The following is a 26,340-nucleotide window of genomic DNA, read 5'->3' on the forward strand; positions in this document are numbered from 1 at the left end:
GGTTCGGGCGGTCTTCGGTGCTTGCTCGGTGTTGACCTGGGCTTGCCGTTCGCTGCTTGCTGCTTGCTGCTTGCTGCTTGCGGTTTGCTTTTGGTGTCAACGTGGAATGAATTGTGAAGATCCGAACTGGCCGGGAACATCGGCCCTCTTCTGTCGCTTGAGTCCGTCTTGCGCCATCCGGCGTGTCAGGCAAATTCCTACAGGCTGTCAGCCTGGGCGGCAGCTTCGGGGGCCCGTCGGGGGGCTGTCGGGCCGGACCGGGATGCGATCCGTGACGGATCTCTCGGTCGGCCAGTCAGGGCCGGCGCCAGGGCGGCGCCGGCGTGTCGGTGCGCGGATGACAAGGCCTCCCGGCCGGGTCGGCGCGTGTCAGTCGTGCAGGGCCAACGCCACCGGTCGGGTCTGTGTGCGGCGTTGCAGGTCGAGCTGGTGCAGGTGGTGCGACTGCTGGGCGGCCACCGCCGTCAGGTCCGGGTGGGCGCCGCGGAACTCGCGTGCGCTGTCGGCGTGCATCAGGTCGTCGAACAGCACCATCGCCTCGATGCGCTCGCCCAGCGCGGCCAGGCTCATGGCCAGCGCGAACTGGCTTTCGGCATGGCCGGGGTCGCGCAACAGGGCGCGGCGCGCCAGCGGCACCGCCTGGGCCAGGTCGCCACGGTGGAAGCACAGCGTGGCGGCGTCGCCCAGCAGGTCAACCTCGGACGGGTCGGCCAGCGTGGCCTGCAGCAGCAGCGCCAGGGCATCCTGGGGACGACCGGCGGCCAGGGCCTCACGGACCTGGGCGCGCACGGCTTCGCGGTGCTCGCCACGCGGGTCCAGGCCGGGCTCGGTGTCCGTCGCAACCAGGACCGGCGCCAGGACGACCGACTCGGGCCGTTCGGCGCCCGGGTTCTCTGCGCGGGCCAGCAGCGCGTCGATCGACGCGACCACGCGGGCCATGCCCAGGCTGGACGGCGTGAGCGCCTCGACCGGGCGCACCAGCGCGTCCAGCCGCACCATTGGCAGGCCGCACAGATGCAGCACGGCGCGTTCGGCCAGCTGACGCAGCTGCGGGTCGGCGCGGCACAGCAGTCCCAGCCGCTGCAGCGCGTCGCCGGGCTGGGCGCGCAGGGCGGCCAGGCGCGGGCCACGCACCGCGAACACGCCGCCGTGGGCCAGCACGCCGATGTCGGACTGCGCGGCCGCATCGGCCAGCGCGTCCAGGCCGGCAAGGGCCAGGAAGTGCGCCATCACCGGCGCACCGACCGGCAGCTCATGGCTGCTGCGGTAGTGGCTCGCCAGGGCCTCGGCGGCCGGGTCATGCCAGCCCAGCGGGGCCAGCGTCGACAGGCTGTAGCGCTCGGGCCGCACCGGCAGGGCACCGATCCAGTCGCGCGCATCGCGTTCGACCAGCGCCGTCGGCACCGCCGCGCCGATCGACAGCGGCTGCACGTCGGCCCAGCGCTGCGGGTCCTCCAGCAGCTGCAGCAGCGCCGGGGCGTGGCGCAGCGCATCGCCGTCGCAGAAGACGGTGTGCTGCTCGCCCGGATCGAGCGCCGGGTCCAGCACGTGGGCCAGGAAGCTGCCCATCAGGCCGCCCCGGCTGCCGGTCATGACGAGGCGCTGGCTGCCTTCGGGCAGGGCTTCGGCGGCGTCGGTGGCTGAGGCGCCGTCGCGGTGGTCATGCACGACCACACGGCAGTGCGGCGGCAGGTCCTTCAACCAGCCGAGGTCCTGGGCGGGCAACTGGGCGACGACGAGTGTGATGAGGGCCATGGCGGTCTGGATCGGTGAGGGCTGAATCTGTGCATCGGCGCAAGCCGTGCGGAACTTGAGGGCAGGTCAGGGTTTTCGCCGCTTCTGGTGGGCTGGAAGATCCGCCGATCAGTGGATCAGCACCAGCCCGGTCGCCAGGCTGCGGATGCCTTGCGCGTCCATGGCCTGCAGCACGCCGGCCATGAAATGGCGGTCGTGTTCGATGCTGCGCGACAGCGCGTAGACGGTGCGCACGGCATGGTCCTCGCCGAAGCCATCGCCATGACGGGCCATCTGGCCGATCAGCCAGTAGCGGATCAGCGCGGCGCGGATCAGCAGGTCCAGGAAAGCGTCTTCCAGGGCCTTGGGTGAGCCGAAGTGACGTGCCGGCAAGCCGGCCTGCAGGCTGTTGATCAGGTAGTTCTTGAGCAGGTGGCCGTGTTCGGCCTCCCAGGCGACCCAGCGGGTCTGGCGGGTCTGCGCCCAGCGGTCGCGGGCGACCTGCGCGTCGGCGTCGTCCAGGTGCAGGCCGGCGACGACGTCGTCGAGCACCGTGCGGGCCGAGGCGGTCAGGCGGCGCTGCCAGATCTTGTGCGTGACGGTGCGCAGCAGGTCGGGGGCGACGTGCTCGCCGGTCGACAGGCCGCGCACCACGTCCAGCAGCGCGGCGTTGTGGTCGGCGTCCATGAAGCGTGAGAACAGCTCGGTCAGGTCCTGCAGGCATTGTTCGCGCGGCACCGACCCGTCGGGCAGGTCGGACAGTTTCTGCACGTAGGCCACGACACGCCGCACCAGCATCAGGCCCAGTGCCAGGGCATCGAAGGCGTTGCGCTCGGACGGTTCGAACAGGCTGAGCAACAGGTCGTGCAGCACTCGACCGGCGAGGTGCGTGACCCTGGGCGGCTCGGCCGCATCCTGCCAATGCGCACCGGGTGGCAGCTCGCCGGCATTGGCGAACGCGTCGAGTGTCACCGTCACCGGCGCCAGGGCCTGCGGGTCGGTCAAGGCCAGCCGCGCCGCCTCGGGGCAGCTCAGGGTGGCGAAGACGCGGTGCTCGCCGTCGAGCTGCTGGAACTGGCGCGGGTAGTGGTTGCAGGTGTTGGACAAGGCGCCCGCGCCCAGCTGCTTCTGGATGCTGCACAGCCGGTCCTCGTCGAGCAGGCCGCAGTCACCGTTGTCCTTCATGCGCAGGTGGGCCCAGGCGGCGGGCTCGTTGCCGTCGTCGCGCACCAGGTGCGCCAGCACGCGCTGGCGCAGCGGGGCGTCGGCGATCGCCTTCAACATCTTGTAGTTGGCCTTGTCGATCGTGACCCGCCAGCCGCTGCAGCAGGTCTCCGGACAGGCCGGGCCGATGCACTGGAAGGCTTGCAGGTAGCGCGGCATCTGCGCGACGGGGCTGAACTTGGCCATGGCTGTCCGTGGGGGGCTGACGGTCTAAAGGTCTGGGTGGCTCAGCGTGATTCTGCGGACGGCCCCTGCCGGCGATGTATCAAAAAGCAGGGTGATCGATGGGGCTGGCCGGGCCCGCCGGAGAACCGCCAGAGAACTGGGCTCGAAAGTCCCGTCATTTCGACCCTCAAGGATTCCTGAGACGCCACCGATAACCAAATCAACGGGTCGCAGCAATGGGATCCGCGGTCCGGTAAGCCGGCTGATGCAGTGAAGGCCCAAGAGGCAAGAGGCTGCACCGAGCTTGACGAGCGCCGGACATCAGGGTCGGACCAAGGGGTCCGGATCCATCTCAACCCCGGCGCTCATGCCGAGTTCAACCAGTCATCAACGCGACAGCACAGGAGTTTCATCATGGCTTCCACCATCAACACCAACGTCGTTTCCCTCAATGCCCAGCGCAACCAGGCTGCTTCGCAGTCGTCGCTGACCACCTCGATGCAGCGCCTCTCGTCGGGTCTGCGTGTCAACAGCGCCAAGGACGACGCGGCCGGCCTGGCGATCGCCGAGCGCATGAGCGCCCAGGTCAAGGGCATGAACGTCGCTGTGCGCAACGCCAACGACGCGATCTCGCAGATGCAGACCGCCGAAGGCGCGATGGGCAAGATCGGCGAGAACGTTCAGCGCATCCGTGAACTGGCGGTGCAGTCGGCCAACGGCACGCTCAGCCAGGACGACCGCGACAACCTCCAGCTCGAAGTCGACCAGCTGCAACAAGAAATTGTCCGAGTCGTCGACAACTCGAAGTTCAACGGTGTCGCGCTGTTCGATGGCACCAATCAGTCGGTTGACTTCCAGATCGGTGCCGACAACGGCGAAACCATCACCGCCGACACGTCGAAGTTCGACCTGACGACGCTGAAGGGCTATGCGGCCGGCGCCGTCACGGCCAAGTCGATCGACATCAGTTCTCAAGCCAGTGCGGCAACGGCCCTGACCAACATGGACGCGGACATCAAGGCGGTCAACACCGGCCGTTCGACGGCAGGTGCCCTGCAGAGCCGCTTCGAGGCCGTGATCAATCAGCTGCAGGTGTCCTCGGAGAACACCGCCGCCGCCCGTGGCCGGATCATGGATGCGGACTTCGCCACCGAGACCGCCAACCTGAGCCGCGCCCAGATCCTGCAGCAGGCCGGCACGGCCATGATCGCCCAGGCCAACCAGCTGCCCCAGCAGGTCATGCAGCTGCTGCGCTGAGCGCAGGCGCCAACGCGGTGGCGAGGCCGCCGCGTTCCGCACTGGCTGCATCCTCGCCAACGCCAACGCCACCGACACGCCCGCCGTGTCGGTGGCGTTGGCTTTTCCAGACCGGAAACAGCCCGGCTTTGCGCCTCATTTCGACGATTCGCCCGACACACGCCTGCCCACAATTCATTCCACAGCAGCAGCCACTTGCTCCTGTCGCCCGGGGCGGTTCCCGGAGGAATGTTTCCCAAGTCGCTTGGGGCCGCATGGGCAGTCGAGCTGCCAGCTCGACCTGCGATCAATTTAGGGGTGAATCACCATGGCTCAGACGATCAACACCAACATGGCCTCGTTGAACGCGCAGCGCAACCAGGCCGCCTCGCAGTCCTCGCTGATGACCTCGATGCAGCGCCTGTCCTCAGGCCTGCGTGTCAACAGCGCCAAGGACGATGCCGCCGGCCTGGCGATTGCCGAGCGCATGAATGCCCAGGTCAAGGGCATGAACGTGGCGGTGCGCAACTCGAACGACGGCATCTCGATGATGCAGACGGCCGAAGGTGCGCTGGGCCAGCTCAGCACCAACATGCAGCGCATCCGCGAACTGGCGGTGCAGTCGGCCAACGGCACCTTGTCTGACGATGACCGTCTGAACCTCCAGCAGGAAGCCGACCAGCTGCAGAACGAGATCGTGCGGGTCGTCGACAACGCCAAGTTCAACGGCGTCAACCTGTTCGACCAGACCGCCGGCTCGCTGGCCGCCAACGCCGCGCTGACCTTCCAGGTCGGGGCCGACAGCACCGACACCATCGTCGTCGACGGCACCGGCTTCGACATGACCACCCTGGCGTCCTATGCGGCGGGTGCGACGGCCTCCATGTCGGTCGACATCAGCACGCAGGCGGCGGCTTCGGCCACGCTGGCGTCGATGGACACCGACCTCGACCAGGTCAACGCCGCGCGTTCCAACGCCGGTGCGCTGCAGAGCCGCTTCGATGCGGTCATCTCGCAGCTGCAGGTCTCGTCCGAGAACACGTCGGCCGCTCGCGGCCGGATCATGGACGCGGACTTCGCGGCGGAAACCGCCAACCTGAGCCGCGCGCAGATCCTGCAGCAGGCTGGCACGGCCATGATTGCCCAGGCCAACCAGCTGCCGCAGTCGGTCATGAAGCTGCTGGGCTGAGCCAGCAGGGCGACCTGGCGGCGCCGACGCTTGCGCAGGCGCAAGCCGGTGCGGCGGGCTGACCTCAAGTCGGCCGGCCAACTGCCGAAGAACAAGTCGTCCGAGGGCTGGCGCTGTCGGACGACTTTTTGCGTCGGCCCTCGGCGCATCCGGAGGTAAGCACCATGGCCAGCATCAGTTCAGCCGGGATCGGCAGCGGTCTCGACGTCTCGTCCATCGTTTCCCAGTTGATGACGGTGGAGAAGGCGCCTCTGCAGCAGATGCAGACGGCGGCCACCAAGATCCAGAACCAGCTCAGCGCGTACGGCAAGATCCAGAGCTTTGTCTCGACCTTGCGCGATGCGGCGGCCAAGCTGGGCAACCCGACGACCTGGAACAGCACGGCGGCCACCTCGGCTGACAGCAGCGTCTTCACGGCGTCGACCGATGGCACCGCACAGGCCGGCAACTACGCCCTGTCGGTGCAGCAGCTGGCCACGGCGCAGACCGTGGCCTCGCCGGCCAGCGCCTTTCCGGTCGGGGCTGGCGTGCTGCGCATCCAGGACGGCGCCGGCGGCCTCGCCGTCGACGTCAGCATCAGCGCCGGGGACACGCCCGCGCAGGTGCGCGACAAGATCAACGCGGCCAAGGCCGGCGTCGTGGCCTCGGTGGTCACCGACGCCTCGGGCTCGCGCCTGCTGTTGCGTTCGGCCGAGACCGGCGCCGATCACGCCTTCACCGTCAAGGAAGTCGTCCCCGACGGCCTGGGCGGCGAGACCACCAGCACCACCGGCGACCTGGCCAAGCTGACCTACGACCCGGCCTTGCCGGCGGCGGCTGGCGTCAACATGGCGCTGACCCAGGCGGCGGGCAACGCCAAGGCGACCGTCAACGGCCTGGCGGTCGAATCCGCCACCAACCTGCTCAGCGGCGTGGTCGAGGGCGTGACGATCAAGCTCGCCAAGGTCAGCGCCTCGCCGGTCGAACTCGGCGTGAGCAACGACACCGAGTCGATCAAGACGGCGGTGCAGGCCTTTGCCGATGCCTACAACCAGCTCAACAAATACCTGTCCGAGCAGACGGCCTACGACCCGACAACCAAGCGGGCCGGCACGCTGCAGGGCGACTCGGGCACCAACTCGCTGCGCTACGCGATGCGCGGCATCGTGGGCGGCACCGGCACGATGAGCGGCAGCTACCAGCGGCTCGCGCAGATCGGCCTGGACGTGAAGAAGGACGGCTCGATGGCCGTCGACGCCACCAAGCTCGGCAATGCGCTGGGCGGCAAGCTCGCCGACGTCCAGGCGCTGTTCGCGACCAAGGATGCAGCTGTGCCGGCCAACAACGGCTTTGCGGTCCAGCTGCAGAAGTGGGGCGACGACCTGCTCAAGTTCGACGGCGCGCTCACCTCGCGCAGCGACAGCCTGCAGAGCCGGGTCAGCGACAACACCAAGAAGCAGGACGCCTTCAACGACCGCATGACCCAGGTCGAGGCCCGCCTGAAGGCTCAGTACAGCGCGCTCGACACGCAGATGAGCAGGCTCAACAGCCTGTCGTCCTACGTGAACCAGCAGGTCACCACCTGGAACAACAGCTCGGAATGAGCGGTGCTGGCCAGCCCGGGATGAGGGCTGCCAACACCGCCTTGTTCAAGGGCTCGAAACGCCCTCGGCGGCTCAAGTCGCCACCCCCGGCGGACGATAAACAAGGCACGCAGCACACGGCGACATCCCAGACGCCGGACACCTCGCAAGACCTGCCAGCACCCCAGCCAGTACCTCAGTCAGCACACCAGCCAGGACCCGCACCATGTTCAGCCAAGCCTCCACCTTCGGTCGTCCCCGCCACAACGCCCTCATGTACCAGCAGGTGGGCGTGGAGACCTCGGTCGTCGCGGCCTCGCCGCACACGCTGACGCTGATGCTCTATGACGGCCTGCTCACCCAGATCAAGCTGGCCCGCCAGGCGCTGGTCGAAGGCCGCGTGGCCGACAAGGGCCGCCACATCGGCCGCGCCTCGCAGATCCTCGACGAGGGCCTGCGCTCGGCGCTGGACCTCCAGGGCGGCGGCGACCTCGCGCTCAACCTGCGCGACGTCTACGACTACGCCCAGGTCCGCCTGCTGCTGGCCAACCGCCACAACGACGATGCAGCACTGAAGGAAGTGCTGGGCCTGATCGAGCCGCTGCGCGAGGCCTGGGTGGCCATCGGCATGAACGTGCCGGGCTGAAGCCGGACTCCGGTCCACCCCGACAACCCGCTCGCGCCCGTCGCCACCCGACACCTCACACAGGCAGCCCCATGCTCCCGACCATGACCACCACCGCCACCCCGCCTGTCATCACACCCTCGACGACGCCTCACACGGCGCTGCTGCAGTACTACGAGGCCATCGAGAACGCCAGCCGGGACATGCTGCAGGCCGCCCGTGACGGTGACTGGGACCGCGTGGTCAAGCTCGAAGGCGCCTGCGCGGTGCTGATCTCTCAGCTCAAGCACGCCGCCACCGGCACGGCGCTGGCCGGCGAGGAGGCCCAGCTGAAGGCGCGGATCATGCAGCGCATCCTGCTCAACGACGCCGAGATCCGCTACCTCGCCGAGCCCTGGCTCGAAGACATCGACCAGATGCTGTCGGGCCAGCCGCGCCAGGTCATGCACTGATCGAGCGACCGCTCACCGCCCTTGCGCTGTTCTGCCGCCCCGCCGACCCGTTCCCGGAGCCGACATGATGTTGACCGCCCCCGCCACCGCGCCGCGCGAACGTGCCACGTCCGAGCACCGCATCGCCGCCGATCTGGCCGTGCGCGCCCACCTGGTCGAGCTGATCGGTCAGGGCGTTGCGGTCACGCTGGTCACGCCCTCGGGCACGACCCTGTCGGCGCGTCTGATCCATGAGGACACGACGGCCCGCGAGCTGCGCTTCGAGCCCCTTGGCGACGCCGCCGCGCTGCACCGCCTGGGCGAGGCCGAAGAGGCGGTCGTCGTGGCCTACCTCGCCAGCATCAAGCTGCAGTTCGACCTGATCGGCCTGCGCGTGTGCGACGGCGAACTGGTGGCCTGCTACCCGCGCGAGCTGTTCCGCTTCCAGCGCCGCAACGCCTTCCGCGTGCGGACCGAGCCGCCCCCGCAGCTCGCCGCGAAGTTCGGCCAGCTGCAACCCATCCTCACCGGCGGCCCCGAGTTGCTGCTGGGCGACCCGGCTGTGCCGGCGTCACGGCGCCGCCTGCGCGTGCTCGACCTCAGCCACGGCGGCCTGTCGCTGCTGCTGCCCGCGCCCGACCCCACGCTGGCGCTGGGCACCCGCATCCCGGCCGCCAGCCTCGAACTCACCCCCAGCCTGCCCATCCACATCGCCCTGCGCGTCGTGCGCAGCGAAGCCCTGTCCGGCCCGGACGGCCCGCGCCGCCTGGGCTGCGAGATGGAAGGCCTCTCCGGCGTCGCCGCCCGCACGCTGCAGCGCTGGATCGACGAGTGGCAGGTGCAGGCGAAGGTGATGGCGGGGTGATGCCCTGCGACCTGCCGGCCAAGGCCCGAACGTGACGAAGCCCGCTGCGAGCGGGCTTCTGTGCATTCAGCGGGGCGACGTCTTCGCGTCAGGCGGCCTGTCGATGCGTCACCAGCAACTCGCCGGTGTCCACCCCGTCCAGACCGATCTCTGTCAACGGCACGCCCCACACCTCCGCTTCGCTGCGGGCCACTTCCAGCAGTTGGTAGCACGCCAGCGCGACGTCGCTGCCCGGCGCAGCCATGCCGCGTTCCTTGGCCGTCTCGATGACGGCGTTCAAGATGGATGCGTAGCGATCAGGGGTCATGGTTGCTTGTCCTGGAGGATGCCGCGCAAGATGTCGATGCAGTCTCGATGGCGATTGCTGGAGGTACCAGCCATGGTGCTTGCCGCTAGGTTGCCGGGCGATCTCATAGGCCGTTTGCATGGCCGCCGATTCTGACGACGGCCTTGTTCGGTGCATTCCTGCATGTTGATGACGTCGGGCCAGCACCCGAGGTCGCAGCCTCGATCTCGGTCGGCCGTCACACCTGCATGTTCATGATGTCCGAATAAGCCTGCACCAGCTTGTTCCTCACCTGCACCGCCGCCTGGAAGCCGATCTGGGCCTTCTGCATGGCGACCATGGTCTGTTCGATGCTCACCGTCGGGTTGTCGAGGGCGACCTCGCGCTGAAGTGAAGAGGCGGTGGTCTGCTGGTTGCTGACGCCGCGCAGGGCCTGGGTGAAGACCTGCGAGAACTCGGTGCGGTCGACGCCCTGGGTGCGACCGGCCGCGCCCGGCACGCCAGCGCTCAGGCCGGCGGCCTGGGCGCTGTCGCGCACCCGCTGGGCGACCTGGGGCATGCCTGCCCGGGTGGCCGCCTCGGCGAAGTTGAAGGGTTTGAGCTTGACGTCCATGAAGGTGGGCGCAGGGCAGGAAGCCATGACGCCATGGAACGCACTTTAGTTTTCCGCCGGCCTGCCGAAGGGGGGAACTGCGCCGTCGCGGGGGGCTTGTTCGCGGCATGTCGGCACGGGGGTGCGGCGAACAATCGGTGACATCGCGGGACCTGTCCTTGTCCTGCCCGTCGCACCGCTCACCGTCTGCCCGAACTGCTCATGGAAACCGCCGCCCTGCAGCCCCTGACGCCCAACACGGTCGCCGCCGACGCGCCGCCGCCCGGCTTTGCCGCCCGCCTGGCGGCCCTGCCGATGGCCCGCAAGCTGGCGCTGGCCGGCGGCGTGCTGGCACTGGTTGCGCTGTTCGCCTTCATGCTGATGGCCAACCGCGGCAACGACTACAAGGTGCTGTTCGCCAACCTGTCGGACAAGGACGGCGGCGCGATCGTGGCCCAGCTCACGCAGATGAACGTGCCCTACAAGTACACCGAGGGCGGCTCGGCCGTGCTGGTGCCGGCCGACAAGGTGCACGACGTGCGCCTGAAGCTGGCCCAGGCCGGTTTGCCCAAGGGCTCCATCGTCGGCTTCGAGCTGATGGACAACGCCCGCTTCGGCACGACCCAGTTCCAGGAACGCCTGAACTTCCAGCGCGGGCTGGAGGGCGAGCTGGTGCGCTCGATCACCGCGCTGTCGGCGGTGGAAGGGGCCCGCGTCCACCTCGCGCTGCCCAACCAGAACGGCTTCTTCCGCGACCAGCAAAAGCCCAGCGCCAGCGTGCTGCTGACGCTGCACCCCGGCCGCACGCTGGACCGCGCGCAGCTCGCCGGCATCGTGCATCTGGTCTCGGCCAGCGTGCCCGAACTCAACCCCAAGGCCGTCAGCGTGCTCGACCAGAGCGGCAGCCTGCTGGCCGGGCCGCCCGAGGGCATGGCCGGCGCCAACGGCGGTGCGGCCAACGGCATGGACCCGCAGCAGCTGCAGTACGTCAACCAGATCGAGACGCTCTACACCAAGCGGATCATGGACATCCTCGAACCGGTGCTCGGCCGCGAGAACCTGCGCGCCCAGGTCAGCGCCGAGGTCGACTTCTCGCAGACCGAGTCGACGTCCGAGGAGTTCAAGCCCAACCAGAACGGCGAGCCGGCCTCGGTGCGCAGCGCCCAGTCCAGCGAGCAGACCAACGGCAATGCCGCCATGCCCACCGGCGTGCCGGGCGCGATGAGCAACCAGCCGCCGACGCCCGCCACCGCGCCGATCAACGGCCAGGCCCAGGCCATGCAGGCCGCCAACGCGGGCGGTGCGGCATCGAACAACACCGTCAAGCGCGAGGCCGTCACCAACTACGAGGTCGACAAGACCGTGCGGGTGACGCGTGGCGCGACCGGCCAGGTCAAGCGCCTGAGCGCGGCGGTGGTGGTCAACCACCGTTCGACGGTCGACAAGAAGGGCAAGACCCAAACGGTGCCGCTGTCGCCGGAGGAACTCGACAAGCTGACCGCGCTGGTCCAGGAGACCGTCGGCTTCAACAAGGACCGGGGCGATTCGGTCAAGGTCATCAACGCGCCCTTCCAGGTCGAAAAGCCGGTCGAGGACACGACGCCGCTGTGGAAGCAGCCGGAGGTGCAGGACATGGTCCGCACGCTGGCCCTGCCGCTGGGCCTGACGCTGCTGGCGCTGATCATCGTCTTCGGCGCGATCCGCCCGGCGCTGCACGCCGCCCGCCCGCCGGAGCCGGCACCGCTGGTCAATGCGGTGGTCGACGACCTGCAGGAACTGCCCAACGGCAACACCGCCGCAGCCGGTGCCAACGGCGCGCTCGAACTGGGTGCCGATGGCGCCAACCTGCCCGCCCTGCCGGGCCCGGAGGACGACGTCGCCAAGCGGCTGGAAGAAGCCCGCAAGCTGGCGCGCGAGAACCCGGCAGCGGTCGCCAACATCCTGCGCGGCTGGGTCAGCGGCGCGGCCGCCTGATCCAACCCGATACCTTAGGCAACACGCACCATGGACGAAACCGGACTCGAGGACGCGGCGATCCTGCTGATGTCGCTCGGCGAGGAAGAGGCCGCCGAGGTCTTCAAGCACCTGACCCCCAAGGAGGTGCAGCGGCTGGGCGAAACCATCGCGAAGATGAAGACGGTCTCGCGCGAACGCTTCGACGGCGTGCTCGGGCGCTTCGAGTCGCAGGCCGGCGAGCACAGCACGCTGGTCAGCAACACCGATGAATACGTCAAGAACGTGCTGCGCAAGGCGCTGGGCGAGGACAAGGCCAACCTGCTGATCGACCGCATCCTGCAGGGCAGCGACGTCACCGGCATCGAGAGCCTGAAGTGGATGGACTCCGGCGCCATCGCCGAGCTGCTGCGCCATGAGCATCCGCAGATCATCGCGGCCATCCTGGTGCACCTGGAGTTCGACCAGGTCTCCGACGTGCTGCGGCATTTCAACGAGCGCCTGCGCAACGAGGTGATGGTGCGCGTGGCGACGCTCGACGGCATCCAGCCGACCGCGCTCAAGGACTTGAACGAGGTGCTGTCCAAGGTGCTGGCCGGCGGCGACCGCATGCGCAAGGCCAACCTGGGCGGCGTGAAGTCGGCCGCCGAGATCATCAACATGATGGGTTCGGCGATCGAGACCTCGGTGCTGGACTACATCCGCGAGGCCGACAACGACCTGGCCCAGAAGATCATGGACAACATGTTCACGTTCGACGACGTGGTCAAGATCGACGACAAGGGCATCCAGGCGCTGCTCAAGGAAGTGCAGAGCGAGTCGCTCATCATCGCCCTCAAGGGTGCGACGCCCGAGCTGCGCGACAAGGTCTTCAAGAACATGTCCAGCCGTGCGGCCGAGACGCTCAAGGAAGACCTCGAGTCGCGCGGTCCGGTGCGGGTGTCCGACGTCGAGTCCGAGCAGAAGGAGATGCTGAAGATCGTCCGCCGCTTGGCCGACGAAGGCCAGATCGTGCTGGGAGGCGGCGGCGATGACCAGTTCCTCTGACCGCTTCGCCGAACGCTTGCGCCGCGAGGCCGAACAGCGCGCGGAGACCTCCGCGCGCAGCCCCGCCCAGAGCCCCTTGCAAGGGGCGCCGGGCGCCGCCCACCTGGCCGCCCGAGCGGGCGTCTACAGCCGCTTCATCCCGCGCGAGGAACTCAACGGCTTTGCCGCCTGGAAGCCCGGCAGCTTCGGCGACGACCCGTCCCGCCGGCCGCAGGCCGCCCCCGATCCCGCCGTGCTGGCGCGCGAGGCCGAGGCCGCTGCGCGCCGCGAGGCCAAGCGCCAGGCCGATGCCGCGGCGCAGGCCGTGGCCGACCGCATCGAGGAGGTCCGGCAGGCCCGCGACGGCGGCTACCACGACGGCTACCGCGACGGCACCGTCGCGATGGACGCGTTCAAGCAGAGCTTTGCGACCCAGACCAGCGCCCAGGTGGCATCGGTCGTGGGCGCGCTGCAGGCCCAGTTCGCCGAGATGGAACAGGCACTGGCCGACCAGATCGCCGCGCTGGCGCTGTCGCTGGCCCGCCAGGTCGTGCGCAGCGAACTCGTCAGCCGACCCGAGGCCGTCGTCGCGGTGGCCCAGGAGGCGCTGGGCGGCCTGCTGATGTCGGCCCGCCATGTCACGCTGCACCTGCATCCGGACGACGAGGCGCTGGTGGCGCTGGGCTGCGCCGACCTGATCGGCGCCCGCGAGGTCCGGCTGGTCGCCGACGCGGCCATCGAGCGGGGTGGCTGCCGGGTCGAGTCCGACATCGGCGTGACCGACGCCCAGGTCGCCAGCCGCTGGCAACGCGCCTGCGCGGCGATGGGCCGTGAACTGCCGTGGGGCGAGGCTGGCAACACCCTGTCAGATGCAGGCGGAAACGTGCCGGTATTCGAGGGTTCGAACAGGAGCGACGCGCTCGAAGATCCCGGCGACACATGACCGTCGCCCCGCATCCGATGACACCGTCTCCCACGGCCCCCCCGAAGGCCACCGAACGCCCGCAAGCCTGGCGCCGCTACCTCGCCGACCTGCAGCACTTCGCCGACGCGCCGCAGCCGCTGGCGACCTCCGGCACGCTGGTGCGGGTCGCCGGTCTGGTGCTGGAGGCCGCCGGCATCCGCGTGCCCGTCGGCTCGCTGTGCGAGGTCCGCATGCCGGGCCAGCCGGTGGTGCAGGCCGAGGTGGTCGGCTTCTCTGGCGACCGCGCCTTCCTGATGCCCACCGGCGAGGTCCATGGCCTGGTCAGCGGGGCCCAGGTCGTGCCGTGCGAGACGCCGGTGCAGGCGCCGAAGCTGGGTCAGGCGGCGCACCCATGGCGTCGCACCGAGGACCGCTCCCGCCACCTGCCCGTCGGGCGTGGCCTGCTCGGCCGCGTGGTCGATGCGCAGGGCGAGCCGATGGACCGGCAAGGTCCGCTGGCTGACGTGCACCCCGAGCCGCTGGTGCGCCGGCCGATCAACGCGATGGACCGCGAACCGGTGCGCCAGCCGCTGGACACCGGCGTGCGCTCGATCAACGCGCTGCTCACCGTGGGCCGCGGCCAGCGTCTGGGCCTGTTCGCCGGCACCGGCGTGGGCAAGTCGGTGCTGCTGGGCATGATGGCCCGCTACACCGCCGCCGACGTGATCGTGGTCGGTCTGATCGGCGAACGCGGCCGCGAAGTGAAGGAATTCATCGAGGACATCCTGGGCGAACAAGGCCGCGCCCGTTCGGTCGTTGTCGCCGCGCCGGCCGACGCGCCGCCGCTGACGCGCATGCAGGGGGCCGCCTACGCCACCGCGATCGCCGAGTGGTTCCGCGACCAGGGCCAGCATGTGCTGCTGCTGATGGACTCGCTGACCCGCTACGCCATGGCGCAGCGCGAGATCGCGCTGGCGATCGGCGAGCCGCCGGCCACCAAGGGCTATCCGCCGAGCTGCTTCGCCAAGCTGCCGCAGCTGGTCGAGCGCAGCGGCAATGGCCTGCATGGCATGGGCTCGATCACCGCCTTCTACACCGTGCTCAGCGAGGGCGACGACCAGCAGGACCCGATCGCCGATGCGGCACGCGGCATCCTGGACGGCCACATCGTGCTGTCGCGCGAGCTGGCCGAGAGCGGCCACTACCCGGCCATCGACGTCGAGAAGTCGATTTCTCGGGTGATGACCAATGTCGCGCCGCGCGAGCACATCGAATCGGCCCGCCGCATGCGCCAGCTGCTGGCCAAGGTCAACAAGGCGCGGGACCTGATCCAGCTGGGCGCCTATGCCCCCGGACACGACGCCGAGCTGGACGCGGCCGTGCGGCTGCAGCCCGCCATGGTCGCGCTGCTGCAGCAAGACACCTGGACCCGTGCGCCCCTGACCGATGCGGTCGCGGCGATGCAGCAGATCACCCGCAGCGCCTGACGTTGTTGAGCCTGACCACCGGACGGAACCACCATGACGCACCCCACGCTGCAACCGCTGTTTGTGCTGCTCGAACAGGCCGAACAGGCGCGCGATGACATCGTCGCCCAGCAAGCCCGCGCCGAGCAGGCCCATGCCGCCGCGCAGGCCCAGCAGGCCCAGCTGCACGGCTACCGGCAGGACTACCAGCAGCGTTGGCGGCAGCAGTTCGCGCAAGGTGTCGCCATCGCGCTGGCCAACTGTTACCACGACTTCGCCGGCCGTCTGGACGGCGTGGTCGAGATGCAGTCCGAACAGGTCACGCGCGCCGCGCAGGCCATCGAGCAACTGCGCGAACGCCGCCTCGCCGCCGAGCTGCGGGTGGCGTCGGTGCGCAAGCTGATCGAGCGCCGCGAGGCGCTGATGCGTGCCCAGGGCGAACGCCGCGAGCAGAAGGGCGCCGACGAGCTGGCCTCGCGCGCCGCCTGGCAGCGGCTGCAGCAGGGCAACGTCTTCGACATGGCCTGAGCGACGCACCACGTCCGTCGAACCGACCCCACGAGATCCCGGAGACCGCCATGTCCAGCCCATCCCTGTCGGCCCTGAGCGCCGAAACCGCCCGCCTGGACCGCCAGGCCGCGAGCCGCAGCGGGCGAGACGAGGGGACGCCTTCCGGCGGCTTCTCCGCCTTGTTGACGCAGGCGCAGCAGGGCCGGGCTGGCGAGGCCGATGCGCGTGCGGCGACCTTGCAACGCCAGCTGCAGGAGCGTGCGGCGGCGGCCCCGAAACCGGCCTCCGCGCCGGCCCCGGCGACCCGACCGGCGACGCCGTCGAACCCGTCCATGAATGCGTCCACAAACGCGTCCACAAACACGGCGGCGCAGGCCGCCCGAACACAGGAGCAGCGCCAGACCGAGCAACGTCGCGCCGAGGCGTCGCGGGGCGAACGCGCCCGGGACGTCGCCGACGACGAGGACGGCGCCCCGGTCGACGAGCCGGCAGCCGAGCCGACACGCAGCGATCCGAGCGCGGCCAGCGGCGCGACGCCGACCTGGCTGATGCACACGGTGGTGCGCTCGACGATGCGCGGTGGCGCGGCAGGTCAATCGTCTGCGGACACGACAAGCGGCGCGGCAGGCGGCACGGCCGGCGCATCGGCCGCGCCCATCGGCCCGGGCTCGGGCGGCACCGGCGAGCGGGCCGGCCCGCTGGCAGCGGGTGGCTGGGCGGGCGGGACCGGCCTGGGCGGCCTGGGCGGCCAGCCGGGCCAGACCGGTCCGGCCGAGCTGAAGGCGGGTCGTTCCGGCCCGGACGGTCCGGCCGATGCGGCGGGCCTGTCGGGTGTGAAGCCCGGTGCGCCGGGCAACGCGGAAGCCGCAGCTGCCGGCCGCGACGCGGCCGGTGCGATCTCGCTGGGCGAGGCCTTCCAGGCCGTTCCCGGACCAGAGAGTTTTGCTGGCCAACTGGCTGCGCTGGCCACGGCACAGGCCGCACCGACGGCCGCGTCCAACACGGGCAGCGGCCCGATCGGCCACCCCGTCGAGGCGCAGATCGACACACCGCTGGATGCGCCCGGCTTCGGCGAGGCCGTCATGCACACCGTGGCCCGGCTCGCCGGTGACGGCGCGCAGGAGATCAAGCTGCACCTCAACCCGGTCGAGATGGGGCCGATCCAGATCCGCATCGCCATCGAGAGCGGTCAGGCCCGCATCGAGTTCGGCGCGGCCGCCGAGGCGACCCGCCAGGCGCTTGAACAGGCCATGCCCGCGCTGGCCGAATCGCTGCAGGCCGACGGCCTGAACCTCGCTGCTGGCAGCGGCGTGGCGCCGACCACCGATCCGACCTTGGCGGGCCAGGCGTCCGGCAACCTGTCGGCCTGGTCCGGCGGCAGCGGGCAGCCCGGCCAAGGACAGCCTGGCCCCGGACAGCGCGGCCTGTCCGATGGACGCAGCCCGGTGGCCGGCAACGCCCACAGCGCCGCGACCGGCGTGGCGGCCCCCGTTGGCCACGAACTGCGCACCGGCTGGGCCGGCACCACCCGCCCCGGCAATGGGGCCTTGCGGGCACTCGATCTCTACGCCTGAGGGCGGCCACGGGGCACGGCGAGCCCGACTTTCCACCCGCTGGGGAGCCGGTTTTCTCGTTCTTTTCGCGGTTTCAGATCAAGGGCGGACCCGAATAATCGTTCTCAGAGGTTGCCGCTGCGCCGTGTGCGCGGTGGTCGCCGGAGTCGCCGCGGACCCGCCGGGTCCGGCGCTTCCCTTGTCAGGAGAACAGCATGTCCGCTGCCGCTGCGCCCGCCGCCGGCGACGCCCCAGCCAAGAAGGGCTCCAAGAAGATGCTCATCATCATCCTCGCGGCCGTGTTGCTGCTGGGGGGGGGTGGAGCAGCCTTCTTCATGATGAAGAAGAACGCCGCCGCCGCCGAAGGCGAGGAGGGCGAGGAAGCCGGTGCCGACGCCGGCCACGCCAAGGCCGCCGCCCATGCGCCCGCGCCCAAGGCGGTCAAGCACGACCCCGGTCATCCGCCGACCTATGTCGCGCTCGACCCCTTTGTCGTGAACCTGGCCGACCGCGAATCCGAGCGCTATGCCCAGATCGGCATGACGCTGGAGGTCGACGACCCCAAGTTCGCCGAGCAGATGAAGGGCTACATGCCCGCGATCCGCAACGGCATCTTGATGATCCTGGCGCACAAGACCTCGACCGAGCTGCTCAGCCGCGAAGGCAAGGAGACGCTGGCCGAGGAGGTGATGCGCGAGGCGGTTCGCCCGATGGGCATCGAGATCGATCCGCCCGAAGCCGAGGCCGACACCGGAAAGAAGAAGCGCAAGCGCGCGCCGGTCTACAACCCGGTGACGCAGGTCCACTTCTCCAGCTTCATCATCCAGTGACCGCGAGCCTCCCGGGGCGACCCGGGAAACCGACCCGATGAACCAGCAGATCCTGTCGCAAGACGAAGTCGATGCCCTGCTCCAGGGCATCACCGGCGAGAGCCAGAAGCTTGAGCAAGAGGACGCGCCCAAGGGTGGCATCCGCGACTACGACCTGGCCAGCCAGGAACGCATCGTGCGCGGGCGCATGCCCACGCTGGAGATCATCAACGAGCGCTTCTCGCGCAACATCCGCGTCGGCCTGTTCAACTTCATCCGCAAGACGCCCGAGGTCAGCGTCGGCGGCATCAAGGTGCAGAAGTACAGCGCCTTCCTGCGCGAGACGGTCGTGCCGACCAACTTCAACATCGTCAGCGTGCGACCGCTGCGTGGCAACGGTCTGGTGGTGTGCGACCCGACGCTGGTGTTCGCGGTGATCGACGCGCTGTTCGGCGGCGTCGGCAAGTTCCACACCCGCATCGAGGGCCGCGACTTCTCGCCCACCGAGCAGCGCGTGATCCTGCGCATCGTCGAGGTCATCGCCGCCGAATACAAGAAGGCGTGGTCGGGCATCTACCCGCTGGAACTGGAATACCAGCGCTCGGAGATGCAGCCTCAGTTCGCCAACATCGCCGCACCGGGCGAGATCGTCGTGACGACCTCGTTCACGCTGGAGATCGGCGACTCGACCGGCACGATCCACTTCTGCATCCCCTACGCGACGCTGGAGCCGATCCGCGACGTGCTGTATTCCAGCACCCAGGGCGACTCGGCCGAGCCCGATCGCCGCTGGGTCAAGCTGATGACCCACCAGATCCAGGCCGCCGAGGTGCAGCTGGTGGCCGAGCTGGCGCACGCGCCGGCCACGGTCGAACAGTTGCTGGCGCTCAAGGCCGGCGACTTCATCGAGCTGGACTTGAACAAGTCCATCGAGGTCAAGGTCGACGGCGTGCCGGTGATGGAGGCCCAGTACGGCGCCTCCAACGGCCACTACGCCCTCAAGATCGAACGCATGTTGACCAACCAGGCCGGGATGGGCTGGATAGGAGAGAGCCATGTCGGCTGACAACACCGCACCGGACCTGGCGTCCGAGCAGGACGCGATGGCCGCCGAATGGGCGGCCGCCCTCGAAGAACAGACCCACACCGGCGGCGCGGTCGGCGAGGTCGTCGGCAGCGCCGAATCGGTCGCGCCGGCGGCGTTCGCCAACTTCACGCCCACGACGGTGTCGTCCAACCCGGCGGGCAACGACATCAACCTGATCCTGGACATCCCCGTCCAGCTGACGGTCGAACTGGGCCGCACCCGCATCCCGATCAAGAACATCCTGCAGCTCGCACAGGGCTCGGTGGTCGAGCTGGACGCGCTGGCCGGCGAGCCGATGGACGTGCTGGTCAACGGCTACCTGATCGCCCAGGGCGAGGTGGTGGTCGTCAACGACAAGTTCGGCATCCGCCTGACCGACATCGTCACGCCCAGCGAGCGCATGCGCCGGCTGTCGCGCGGCCAGTGAATCCTGCAAGACCGACCGATACAAGAAGGAACCCATGACATCGAGCTGGACGGCCCTGCTGTGGCTGATCGTGGTGGTGGCGGCGATCCCCGTCGCGCTGTGGTTGCTCAAGCGTTCCGGCATGGCCGGGCGGCTCGGCGGCGCGGCGGCGGGCATGGGCCTGAAGCAGGTCGGCGCGCTGGCGCTCGGACCGCAGCAACGCCTGGTCGCCGTCGAGGTGGGCCGTGGCGAGCAACGGCGCTGGCTGCTGCTGGGCGTGACGCCGCAGCAGGTCAGCACGCTGCAGGTGCTCGACAGCTGGCCGGGCGGGCTCGCCGATCCCGACGCGTCGTCGACGGGTGCGATGCCCACGAGTTTCGGCGTCGAACTGGCGCGTCGTCTGCAAGGTGCTGCCCGCCGCAAGGACGACCATGTCTGAGCCTGTGCTTCGTCGCGTCGTCCCCAGGGCCGCCGCGCTTCTGGCCTTGTCGGTGTTGTCGGCCGTTTCTTCACCGGCTTTAGCCCAGGCCGCCGCCAATGTCGCCACCGGCGCACCGGCCACCTTGCCCTTGCTGGTCGGGCAGGGCGGTGGTGGATCGTCGTTCTCGGTGCCGGTGCAGACGCTGCTGTTCTTCACCGCGCTGTCCTTCCTGCCGGCCGTGCTGCTGATGATGACGGGCTTCACCCGCATCGTCATCGTGCTGGGCCTGCTGCGCCAGGCGCTGGGCACGCAAGCCGCGCCGCCCAACCAGGTGATCGTGGGGCTGTCGCTGTTCCTGACCTTCTTCGTCATGAGCCCGACGCTCGACCGCGTCTATGCCGATGCCTACAAGCCCTATGCGGCCGGCCAGATCGGCTTCGAGGAAGCGGTCGCGCGGGGCGAAGCGCCGATGCGCCAGTTCATGCTCAAGCAGACCCGCCAGAGCGACCTGTCGCTGTTCGCCCGGCTGGCCAAGGTCGACCCGAAGATCAAGACCGAGGACGTGCCGCTGCGGGTGCTGGTGCCGGCCTTTGTCACCAGCGAGCTGAAGTCGGCCTTCCAGATCGGCTTTCTGATCTTCATCCCCTTTCTGGTCATCGACATGGTCGTGGCCAGCGTGCTGATGAGCCTGGGCATGATGATGTTGTCGCCCGTGCTGGTGGCCTTGCCCTTCAAGTTGATGCTATTCGTGCTGGCCGATGGCTGGAACCTGTTGCTGGGTTCACTCGCCGCCAGCTTCGTGACCTGACCGAGGACCGACCCCGATGGATGCAACCCAGGTGATGAGCCATGGCCAGGAAGGCCTGGCGATCTTGATGATGGTGGCCGCGCCGATGCTGCTGACCGTGCTCGTGGTGGGCCTGGTGGTGAGCATCTTCCAGGCTGCCACCCAGCTCAACGAGGCCACGCTGTCCTTCGTGCCCAAGATGGTCGCCGCCGTGGTCGTGATGGCCGTGGCCGGCCCTTGGATGCTGACCACGCTGGTGGAATACCTGCAGCGCACGCTGCAGGCCATTCCCGCCGCGGTCGGCTGACGCACGCGCTGGCCCTGACCCGATGATCGGCTTCAACGAGGCCCAGCTGATGCAGTGGCTCACGCCGCTGCTGTGGCCCTTCCTGCGCACACTGGCGCTGTTCTCGTCGGCGCCGGTGCTGTCGCTGCGCACGGTGCCGGTGCGGGTCAAGGTCGGCCTCGCCTTGCTGGTCTCACTGGCCGCCCAGGCCAGCCTGCCCGAGCTGGCTGCGCTGCCGGCGGTGCCGCTGGACAGCCCCACCGCGCTGGCGATGGTGGCCCAGCAGGTCGTGATCGGCCTGACGCTGGGCTTCGCCGCCCGGGTCGTGTTTGCGGCGGTCGAGTTCGCCGGCGAGCTGATCGGCCTGCAAATGGGCCTGAACTTCGCCGGCTTCTTCGACCCGGCCACCGGTGCCCAGGGCACGGCCACGTCACGCTTCCTGAGCACGCTGGGCTCGCTGCTGTTTGTCGTCATCAACGGCCACCTGCTGCTGACGCTGGCGGTGGTCCGCAGCTTCGAGACCTTCCCGGTCAGCGACCACCCGCTGTCGGTGATTGACACGCTGCAGCCGCAGGTCTGGGGCGCCGAGATCTTCAAGCTGGGGCTGTGGATCGCCCTGCCCATCGTGGCGATGCTGCTGTTCGTCAACCTGGTGCTGGGCATCATTTCCCGTGTGGCGCAGCAGATCCAGATCTTCTCGGTCGGCTTTGCCATCACCGTGTCGGTCGGCCTGGTCGGCATGATGCTGACGCTGCCCATGCTGCAGGGACCGCTGACCAGTGCGCTCGAACGCATGCTGTCACTGTTCGGCTGACGCGACGTGGGTGCTGTCGATAATTGATCGATGCGCCCTGTACCCCTGATGACCCCCTTGGCCACGCTGGCGATGGCGATGTCGCTGCCCGCCTGCACACCAACGATGGACTGGCGTGCCGTTCGCCTGGAGCCCGACGCGCGGCTGCAGTTCCCTTGCAAGCCCGATCGCCATGAACGCAGCGTTGAGCTGCCCGGTGACGCAGCACCCGCCCGCGTGCCGGCGCGCATGCTGGTCTGTGACGCGGGCGAGGTCACCTGGTCGGCCACCCAGTACACCTTGGCCGACCCGAACGCGGCGACCGCAGCGGCGGCCAGCCTGCAGGCCGTGCTGCTGGACAACCTGAAGGCGCGCGACGTGCAGGCCAGCTCGCCCCAGGTGCCCGGCGCGACACCCGGCACGGCCTGGCGCGCCACGATGAGCGGCCAGCGCCCGGACGGCAGCGCGGTGCAGGCGCGGGCGCTGTTCGTGGCCCGCGGCGCGCGGGTCTACCAGCTGGTCGTGCTGGCCCGTCCGAAGGCGGATGCGGGCTGGATCCCTGCCGCACAGGAATTTCTCGACGGCTTGCGCTGGTCGGTGTGAACCGCACACGAGGTCCGACCGTTGGAGGCGACCGGCCTTCGAGCCCGAGCCCGTGTTTCGTCCAGGACACGCCCACCCTGCCGCCATAATCCCGCGCCATGGCCCGTCTGTTGATCCTCGCCCACGCTCCGCTGGCTTCGGCCTTCCATGCGGTCGCGGCGCATGCTTTTCCGGAACTGATCGACCGCATTCGCGTGCTGGACGTGCAGCCCGGCGATGTGCCCGAACACGTCGAGGTCAAGGCCCGGTCCCTGCTGGCCGCAGGTGCCGGGGTCGACGGCGAGACCCTCGTGTTGACCGATGTCTTCGGGGCCACGCCCGCCAACGTCGCCCAGCGCCTGGCCGATGGCCTGCGTGTGCGTGTGCTGGCCGGTGTCAACGTCCCGATGCTGTGGCGTGCCTTGAACTACGCCCAGTTGCCGCTGGAAGAACTGGCCAGCCGGGCCATGATCGGCGGCTCGCAGGGCGTCATGCCCATCGCCACCACGCGTCCGCAGAACCAGGCGCACACGACCAACGTCCATGATTCGATCGACCATCACCATCAGCAATAAGCTGGGCCTGCACGCCCGCGCATCGGCCAAGCTGACCAAGCTGGCGGGCAGCTACCCGTGCGACGTCTTCTTGGCGCGGGCCGGCCGACGGGTCAATGCCAAGAGCATCATGGGCGTCATGATGCTGGCCGCCGGGCTCGGCAGCGAGGTCGAGATCGAGGTCAGCGGCGAGCGCGAGCAGGAAGCGATGGACGCGCTGCGCCAGCTGATCGACGACAAGTTCGGCGAAGGCCAGTGAGGCCTGCCGAGGACGTCTCGCTCAGGCGGCGTCCTTGAGGAAGTGACGGCGGTAGCGCGACGGGATGTCGGCCAGCCGCAGCATGATAGGCAGGTCGGCGGTGTTGAAGTCCGGGTCCCACGCCGGTGCGCCCAGCACCTTGGCGCCGCAACGCAAGTAGCCCTTGATCAGCGGTGGCAGTTCAGCCGGAAGCGAGCTGTCCAGGTCCTCGACCGGCAGCGGCAGGCGCGGCTGGACGTGGTGCTCGATCGGTGCAAGGTGGGTCCGGCGCAGTTGCTCCCACAGGCTGGCGGCGACGTGACCGCCGTCGCGCATGCTGATGCTGGCGCAGCCCACCATCGTGTCCAGGCCGTTGCGCACCATGAAGTCGGCCAGAGCGGCCCACAGCGTCATGATCACGCCGCCGCTGCGGTGATCCGGGTGCACGCAGGAGCGGCCCAGTTCGGCCATGCGCGGCATCAGCGGACGCAGACGGGTCAGGTCGAACTCGGTCTCGGTGTACCAGCCGCCGATGCGCGCCGCCGCCATGGGTGTCAGGACCCGGTAGGTGCCGATCACCTTTTGCGTGCCATCGCGCACCAGCAGGTGCTCGCAGTGGTCGTCAAAGATGTCGCGGTCCAGTCCGACCGGCGTGCCCGGCAGGTTGGACAGCCGAGCGCCCATCTCGCCGACGAAGACATCATGGCGCAGGCGTTGGGCCTGGACGATGTCCGCCTCATGGCGTGCCCATGTGGCCACGCAGGCCGCTTCGGTCGCGGGCGTGGCCGGCGCCTCGACCACGACGGGCGCGACCGTCGCGCGGGGCCGCAACAGCGGCAGGCGGCGCGGGGCCGTCGGCGCACGACCCCAGAGGTCGGCCAGTGCCAGGGTGGGCTGGGGCAGTTCAAGCATGGTCATCTCCTGAGGCTTTGACGCATGCTCGCCAAGACCGATGACCCGCCCATGTCGATCCCACGACGCTTTGATGACAGTGCGCCGCTGCCGCCCGCATGTCTCCTCAAGCTCGGGGACAGACCCGATCGGCCGCTGGCATGCCCGCTGCTAGCATGACCGCATGACCTTGCAAGTGTTCGGGTTGCCGGTGTCGCGGGGCGTCGCCATCGGACGAGCCGTGCTGGTGGCGTCCAGCCGCATCGACGTCGCGCACTACTACATCGACCCGGTCGATGCGCCGGCCGAAATCTCCCGCCTGCGACAGGCCCGCAAGCGCGTCAGCGTCGAGCTGGAGGCCCTCAAGCAAGCCGTGCCGGCCGATGCCCAGCACGAGCTGGTGGCGTTGCTCGACGTCCACCTGATGCTGCTCAACGACGAAGCCGTCGCTGAAGCTACCTGCGCCTGGATCATCGACCGCCACTACAACGCCGAATGGGCCATGGCCGCCCAGCTTGAGGTGTTGGCCCGCCAGTTCGACGAGATGGAAGACGACTACCTGCGCGAACGCAAGGCCGACCTCGAACAGGTTGCCGAGCGCGTGCTGCGGGCGCTGGCCGACAAGTCGGGCGAGCGCGGCACGTCAGCTGTCGGCCCGAAGGTTGGCGCGCGCGACTTCGCCGGTGAGGATCCACTGGTGCTGGTCGCCAACGACATCTCTCCGGCTGACATGCTCCAGTTCAAGGGCAGCGTGTTCACCGGCTTTGTCACCGATGTGGGCGGCAAGAACTCCCACACCGCCATCGTCGCCCGTAGCCTGGACATCCCCGCCGTGGTCGGCGCCCGGGAAGCGAGCCGGCTGATCCGCCAGGACGACTGGGTCATCATCGACGGCGATGGCGGGCTGGTGATCGTCGACCCGCCGCCGATCGTGCTGGAGGAATACCGCTTTCGCCAGCGTCAGTCCCAGGTCGAACGCGAACGCCTGCACCGACTGCGCCACAAGGCGGCCGTCACACTCGACGGCGCTCGGGTGGAACTGCTGGCCAACATCGAGTTGCCAGGGGACGCTCCTGCAGCCTTGGCCAGTGGCGCCGAGGGCATCGGCCTGTTCCGCAGTGAATTTCTCTTCATGAACCGGGAAGGCGAACTGCCCGACGAGGAAGAGCAGTACATCGCCTATCGAGATGCTGTGCTCGCCATGGGCGGCCTGCCGGTCACGATCCGCACGGTCGACATCGGTTCGGACAAGCCGCTCGAACGCATGTCCGGGCAGGAGCTGCGCCACGAACACACGCTGAACCCGGCCATGGGCCTGCGTGCGATCCGCTGGAGCTTGGCCGAGCCCCAGATGTTCGAGGCACAAGTGCGTGCCATCTACCGGGCAGCGTCTCATGGGCCTGTGCGTCTGTTGATCCCGATGCTGACGCACGCCAACGAGATTTCCGCCAGCATGGCGGTGCTTCGACGTGTGCGTGACCAGTTGATGCGTGAAGGGGTGGCGCATGGGGCCGTCGAGATAGGCGCCATGGTCGAGGTGCCTGCCGCAGCGTTGAGCCTGCCCCTCTTTCTGCGCCACTTCGACTTCCTGTCAATTGGCACCAACGACCTGATCCAGTACACGCTCGCGATCGACCGGGCCGACGAAGCGGTCGCGCACCTATACGACCCGTGGCACCCGGCGGTGCTGCGCCTGATCGCCGACACCATCGCGCAAGGACGTCTGGCAGGCAAGGACGTGTGCGTCTGCGGCGAGATGGCCGGCGACATCGACTTCACGGAGCTGCTGCTCGGCTTCGGTCTGCGCTCCTTCAGCATGCACCCGGCCTGCATCCCGGCTGTCAAGCAGCGCATCCTTCGATCCGAGGCGCATCGCCTCGAGACCTATGCGCGGGAAGTCCTTCAATCAGAAGACCCACGCAGCGTGATCCGCGCCAGCGTCCCAGGTGGCGTCAGGGCGGCAGCCTGACGACTGGACGCAAGGGGCGGCAGTGCCCGTTCGCCCCTTGGACGACCCCGAAACCTGACTCAGCTTCTAGGTCTTTGTCCGAAGCTCACTTGCGCGCCTCATTCGTTTCACTGCATAATTGCGGTCTTCGCTGATCGCAACAACTTTCGGGTTGCAGCAGTCAGCGAGGCGAAGCGAAGGCTTCGGTGTCGAGGGT

At 69.0% G+C, this 26,340-nt stretch carries 28 protein-coding genes; 23 read left to right on the forward strand and 5 right to left on the reverse strand.

Translation table 11 applies throughout. The annotated features are described in order from the left end of the window. Positions 1–369: 369 nt before the first annotated feature. Both EV685_RS18845 and fliB read right to left on the reverse strand, forming a co-directional pair. Entirely contained in the window at positions 370–1,755 is a 1,386-nt protein-coding gene (locus EV685_RS18845) for a tetratricopeptide repeat protein (protein ID WP_130483596.1), read from the reverse strand. A 108-nt stretch (positions 1,756–1,863) separates the two neighbouring features. Continuing rightward, positions 1,864–3,144 (reverse strand): flagellin lysine-N-methylase, encoded by a 1,281-nt coding sequence (gene fliB / locus EV685_RS18850; protein WP_130483597.1) that lies wholly within the window; start codon positions 3,142–3,144, stop codon positions 1,864–1,866. Positions 3,145–3,537: 393 nt separating this feature from the next. Here fliB and EV685_RS18855 point away from each other — a divergent pair, with 393 nt between their 5' ends. From EV685_RS18855 to EV685_RS18880, 6 genes are all read left to right on the forward strand, one after another. Then, entirely contained in the window at positions 3,538–4,380 is an 843-nt protein-coding gene (locus EV685_RS18855) for a flagellin N-terminal helical domain-containing protein (RefSeq protein WP_130483598.1), read from the forward strand. A gap of 307 nt (positions 4,381–4,687) precedes the next feature. After that, positions 4,688–5,548, forward strand: coding sequence for a flagellin N-terminal helical domain-containing protein (locus tag EV685_RS18860; protein WP_130483599.1), 861 nt, complete (start codon positions 4,688–4,690; stop codon positions 5,546–5,548). A 164-nt stretch (positions 5,549–5,712) separates the two neighbouring features. Continuing rightward, positions 5,713–7,131 (forward strand): flagellar filament capping protein FliD, encoded by a 1,419-nt coding sequence (fliD, locus tag EV685_RS18865; protein WP_130483600.1) that lies wholly within the window; start codon positions 5,713–5,715, stop codon positions 7,129–7,131. Positions 7,132–7,336: 205 nt separating this feature from the next. After that, on the forward strand, positions 7,337–7,756 hold the full coding sequence (gene fliS / locus EV685_RS18870; protein WP_130483601.1) for a flagellar export chaperone FliS: 420 nt from the start codon (positions 7,337–7,339) through the stop codon (positions 7,754–7,756). Between the two features lie 71 nt (positions 7,757–7,827). Further along, entirely contained in the window at positions 7,828–8,187 is a 360-nt protein-coding gene (locus tag EV685_RS18875; protein ID WP_420820840.1) for a flagellar protein FliT, read from the forward strand. Positions 8,188–8,254: 67 nt separating this feature from the next. Then, a complete protein-coding gene (locus EV685_RS18880; RefSeq protein WP_165396865.1) occupies positions 8,255–9,031 on the forward strand; it encodes a flagellar brake protein in 777 nt (258 codons plus the stop codon). An 88-nt stretch (positions 9,032–9,119) separates the two neighbouring features. Here the strand turns inward: EV685_RS18880 and EV685_RS18885 are convergent, their stop codons facing one another. Both EV685_RS18885 and fliE read right to left on the reverse strand, forming a co-directional pair. Beyond that, positions 9,120–9,338 (reverse strand): hypothetical protein, encoded by a 219-nt coding sequence (locus tag EV685_RS18885; protein ID WP_165396866.1) that lies wholly within the window; start codon positions 9,336–9,338, stop codon positions 9,120–9,122. Between the two features lie 217 nt (positions 9,339–9,555). Then, positions 9,556–9,930, reverse strand: a complete 375-nt coding sequence (fliE, locus tag EV685_RS18890; protein ID WP_130483644.1) for a flagellar hook-basal body complex protein FliE — start codon at positions 9,928–9,930, stop codon at positions 9,556–9,558. A gap of 201 nt (positions 9,931–10,131) precedes the next feature. Between fliE and fliF the strand changes: the two genes are divergently transcribed. The 16 genes from fliF to EV685_RS18970 all read left to right on the forward strand — a co-directional run bounded on the left by fliF (position 10,132) and on the right by EV685_RS18970 (position 23,305). After that, positions 10,132–11,883 (forward strand): flagellar basal-body MS-ring/collar protein FliF, encoded by a 1,752-nt coding sequence (fliF, locus tag EV685_RS18895; protein WP_130483604.1) that lies wholly within the window; start codon positions 10,132–10,134, stop codon positions 11,881–11,883. A gap of 30 nt (positions 11,884–11,913) precedes the next feature. Then, positions 11,914–12,909, forward strand: coding sequence for a flagellar motor switch protein FliG (gene fliG, locus EV685_RS18900; protein ID WP_130483605.1), 996 nt, complete (start codon positions 11,914–11,916; stop codon positions 12,907–12,909). Further along, on the forward strand, positions 12,893–13,831 hold the full coding sequence (locus EV685_RS18905; RefSeq protein ID WP_130483606.1) for a FliH/SctL family protein: 939 nt from the start codon (positions 12,893–12,895) through the stop codon (positions 13,829–13,831). Before fliG ends, EV685_RS18905 begins: the two co-directional genes overlap by 17 nt. 17 nt (positions 13,832–13,848) lie before the next feature. Beyond that, entirely contained in the window at positions 13,849–15,279 is a 1,431-nt protein-coding gene (gene fliI, locus EV685_RS18910; RefSeq protein ID WP_130483607.1) for a flagellar protein export ATPase FliI, read from the forward strand. Positions 15,280–15,312: 33 nt separating this feature from the next. Then, complete coding sequence (gene fliJ, locus EV685_RS18915; protein WP_130483608.1) at positions 15,313–15,786, forward strand: flagellar export protein FliJ; 474 nt, start codon at positions 15,313–15,315, stop codon at positions 15,784–15,786. A gap of 50 nt (positions 15,787–15,836) precedes the next feature. Further along, positions 15,837–17,342, forward strand: a complete 1,506-nt coding sequence (locus EV685_RS18920; protein WP_130483609.1) for a flagellar hook-length control protein FliK — start codon at positions 15,837–15,839, stop codon at positions 17,340–17,342. Positions 17,343–17,536: 194 nt separating this feature from the next. Beyond that, the gene (locus EV685_RS18925; RefSeq protein WP_130483610.1) at positions 17,537–18,151 is read left to right on the forward strand and encodes a flagellar basal body-associated FliL family protein; all 615 of its coding nucleotides are present in this window, start codon (positions 17,537–17,539) and stop codon (positions 18,149–18,151) included. Between the two features lie 37 nt (positions 18,152–18,188). After that, positions 18,189–19,196: a flagellar motor switch protein FliM gene (fliM, locus tag EV685_RS18930; protein WP_130483611.1), complete on the forward strand. Its 1,008-nt coding sequence runs from the start codon at positions 18,189–18,191 to the stop codon at positions 19,194–19,196. Further along, the gene (gene fliN, locus EV685_RS18935) at positions 19,186–19,644 is read left to right on the forward strand and encodes a flagellar motor switch protein FliN (protein ID WP_130483612.1); all 459 of its coding nucleotides are present in this window, start codon (positions 19,186–19,188) and stop codon (positions 19,642–19,644) included. The genes fliM and fliN overlap by 11 nt, the downstream gene beginning before the upstream one ends. A 34-nt stretch (positions 19,645–19,678) precedes the next feature. After that, positions 19,679–20,062 carry a FliO/MopB family protein gene (locus tag EV685_RS18940; protein WP_130483613.1) on the forward strand — a complete coding sequence of 128 codons (384 nt, stop codon included), beginning with the start codon at positions 19,679–19,681 and terminating at the stop codon, positions 20,060–20,062. Next, the gene (gene fliP, locus EV685_RS18945; protein ID WP_130483614.1) at positions 20,055–20,852 is read left to right on the forward strand and encodes a flagellar type III secretion system pore protein FliP; all 798 of its coding nucleotides are present in this window, start codon (positions 20,055–20,057) and stop codon (positions 20,850–20,852) included. The genes EV685_RS18940 and fliP overlap by 8 nt, the downstream gene beginning before the upstream one ends. Positions 20,853–20,868: 16 nt before the next feature. Beyond that, a complete protein-coding gene (fliQ, locus tag EV685_RS18950; RefSeq protein WP_130483615.1) occupies positions 20,869–21,138 on the forward strand; it encodes a flagellar biosynthesis protein FliQ in 270 nt (89 codons plus the stop codon). A gap of 22 nt (positions 21,139–21,160) precedes the next feature. After that, positions 21,161–21,931, forward strand: a complete 771-nt coding sequence (gene fliR / locus EV685_RS18955) for a flagellar biosynthetic protein FliR (RefSeq protein ID WP_130483616.1) — start codon at positions 21,161–21,163, stop codon at positions 21,929–21,931. A 48-nt stretch (positions 21,932–21,979) separates the two neighbouring features. Further along, a complete protein-coding gene (locus EV685_RS18960) occupies positions 21,980–22,513 on the forward strand; it encodes a hypothetical protein (protein ID WP_165396867.1) in 534 nt (177 codons plus the stop codon). Positions 22,514–22,611: 98 nt separating this feature from the next. Then, complete coding sequence (locus EV685_RS18965; protein WP_130483618.1) at positions 22,612–23,067, forward strand: PTS sugar transporter subunit IIA; 456 nt, start codon at positions 22,612–22,614, stop codon at positions 23,065–23,067. Beyond that, positions 23,036–23,305, forward strand: a complete 270-nt coding sequence (locus EV685_RS18970) for an HPr family phosphocarrier protein (RefSeq protein ID WP_130483619.1) — start codon at positions 23,036–23,038, stop codon at positions 23,303–23,305. Before EV685_RS18965 ends, EV685_RS18970 begins: the two co-directional genes overlap by 32 nt. Positions 23,306–23,326: 21 nt before the next feature. Here EV685_RS18970 and EV685_RS18975 read toward each other — a convergent pair whose 3' ends face one another. Then, positions 23,327–24,196, reverse strand: coding sequence for a GNAT family N-acetyltransferase (locus EV685_RS18975; protein ID WP_130483620.1), 870 nt, complete (start codon positions 24,194–24,196; stop codon positions 23,327–23,329). A gap of 163 nt (positions 24,197–24,359) precedes the next feature. Here EV685_RS18975 and ptsP point away from each other — a divergent pair, with 163 nt between their 5' ends. Continuing rightward, positions 24,360–26,144 carry a phosphoenolpyruvate--protein phosphotransferase gene (gene ptsP / locus EV685_RS18980; RefSeq protein ID WP_130483621.1) on the forward strand — a complete coding sequence of 595 codons (1,785 nt, stop codon included), beginning with the start codon at positions 24,360–24,362 and terminating at the stop codon, positions 26,142–26,144. Positions 26,145–26,340: the final 196 nt, after the last annotated feature.

This window comes from Sphaerotilus mobilis, assembly GCF_004216565.1.
Lineage (GTDB): Bacteria > Pseudomonadota > Gammaproteobacteria > Burkholderiales > Burkholderiaceae_C > Sphaerotilus > Sphaerotilus mobilis.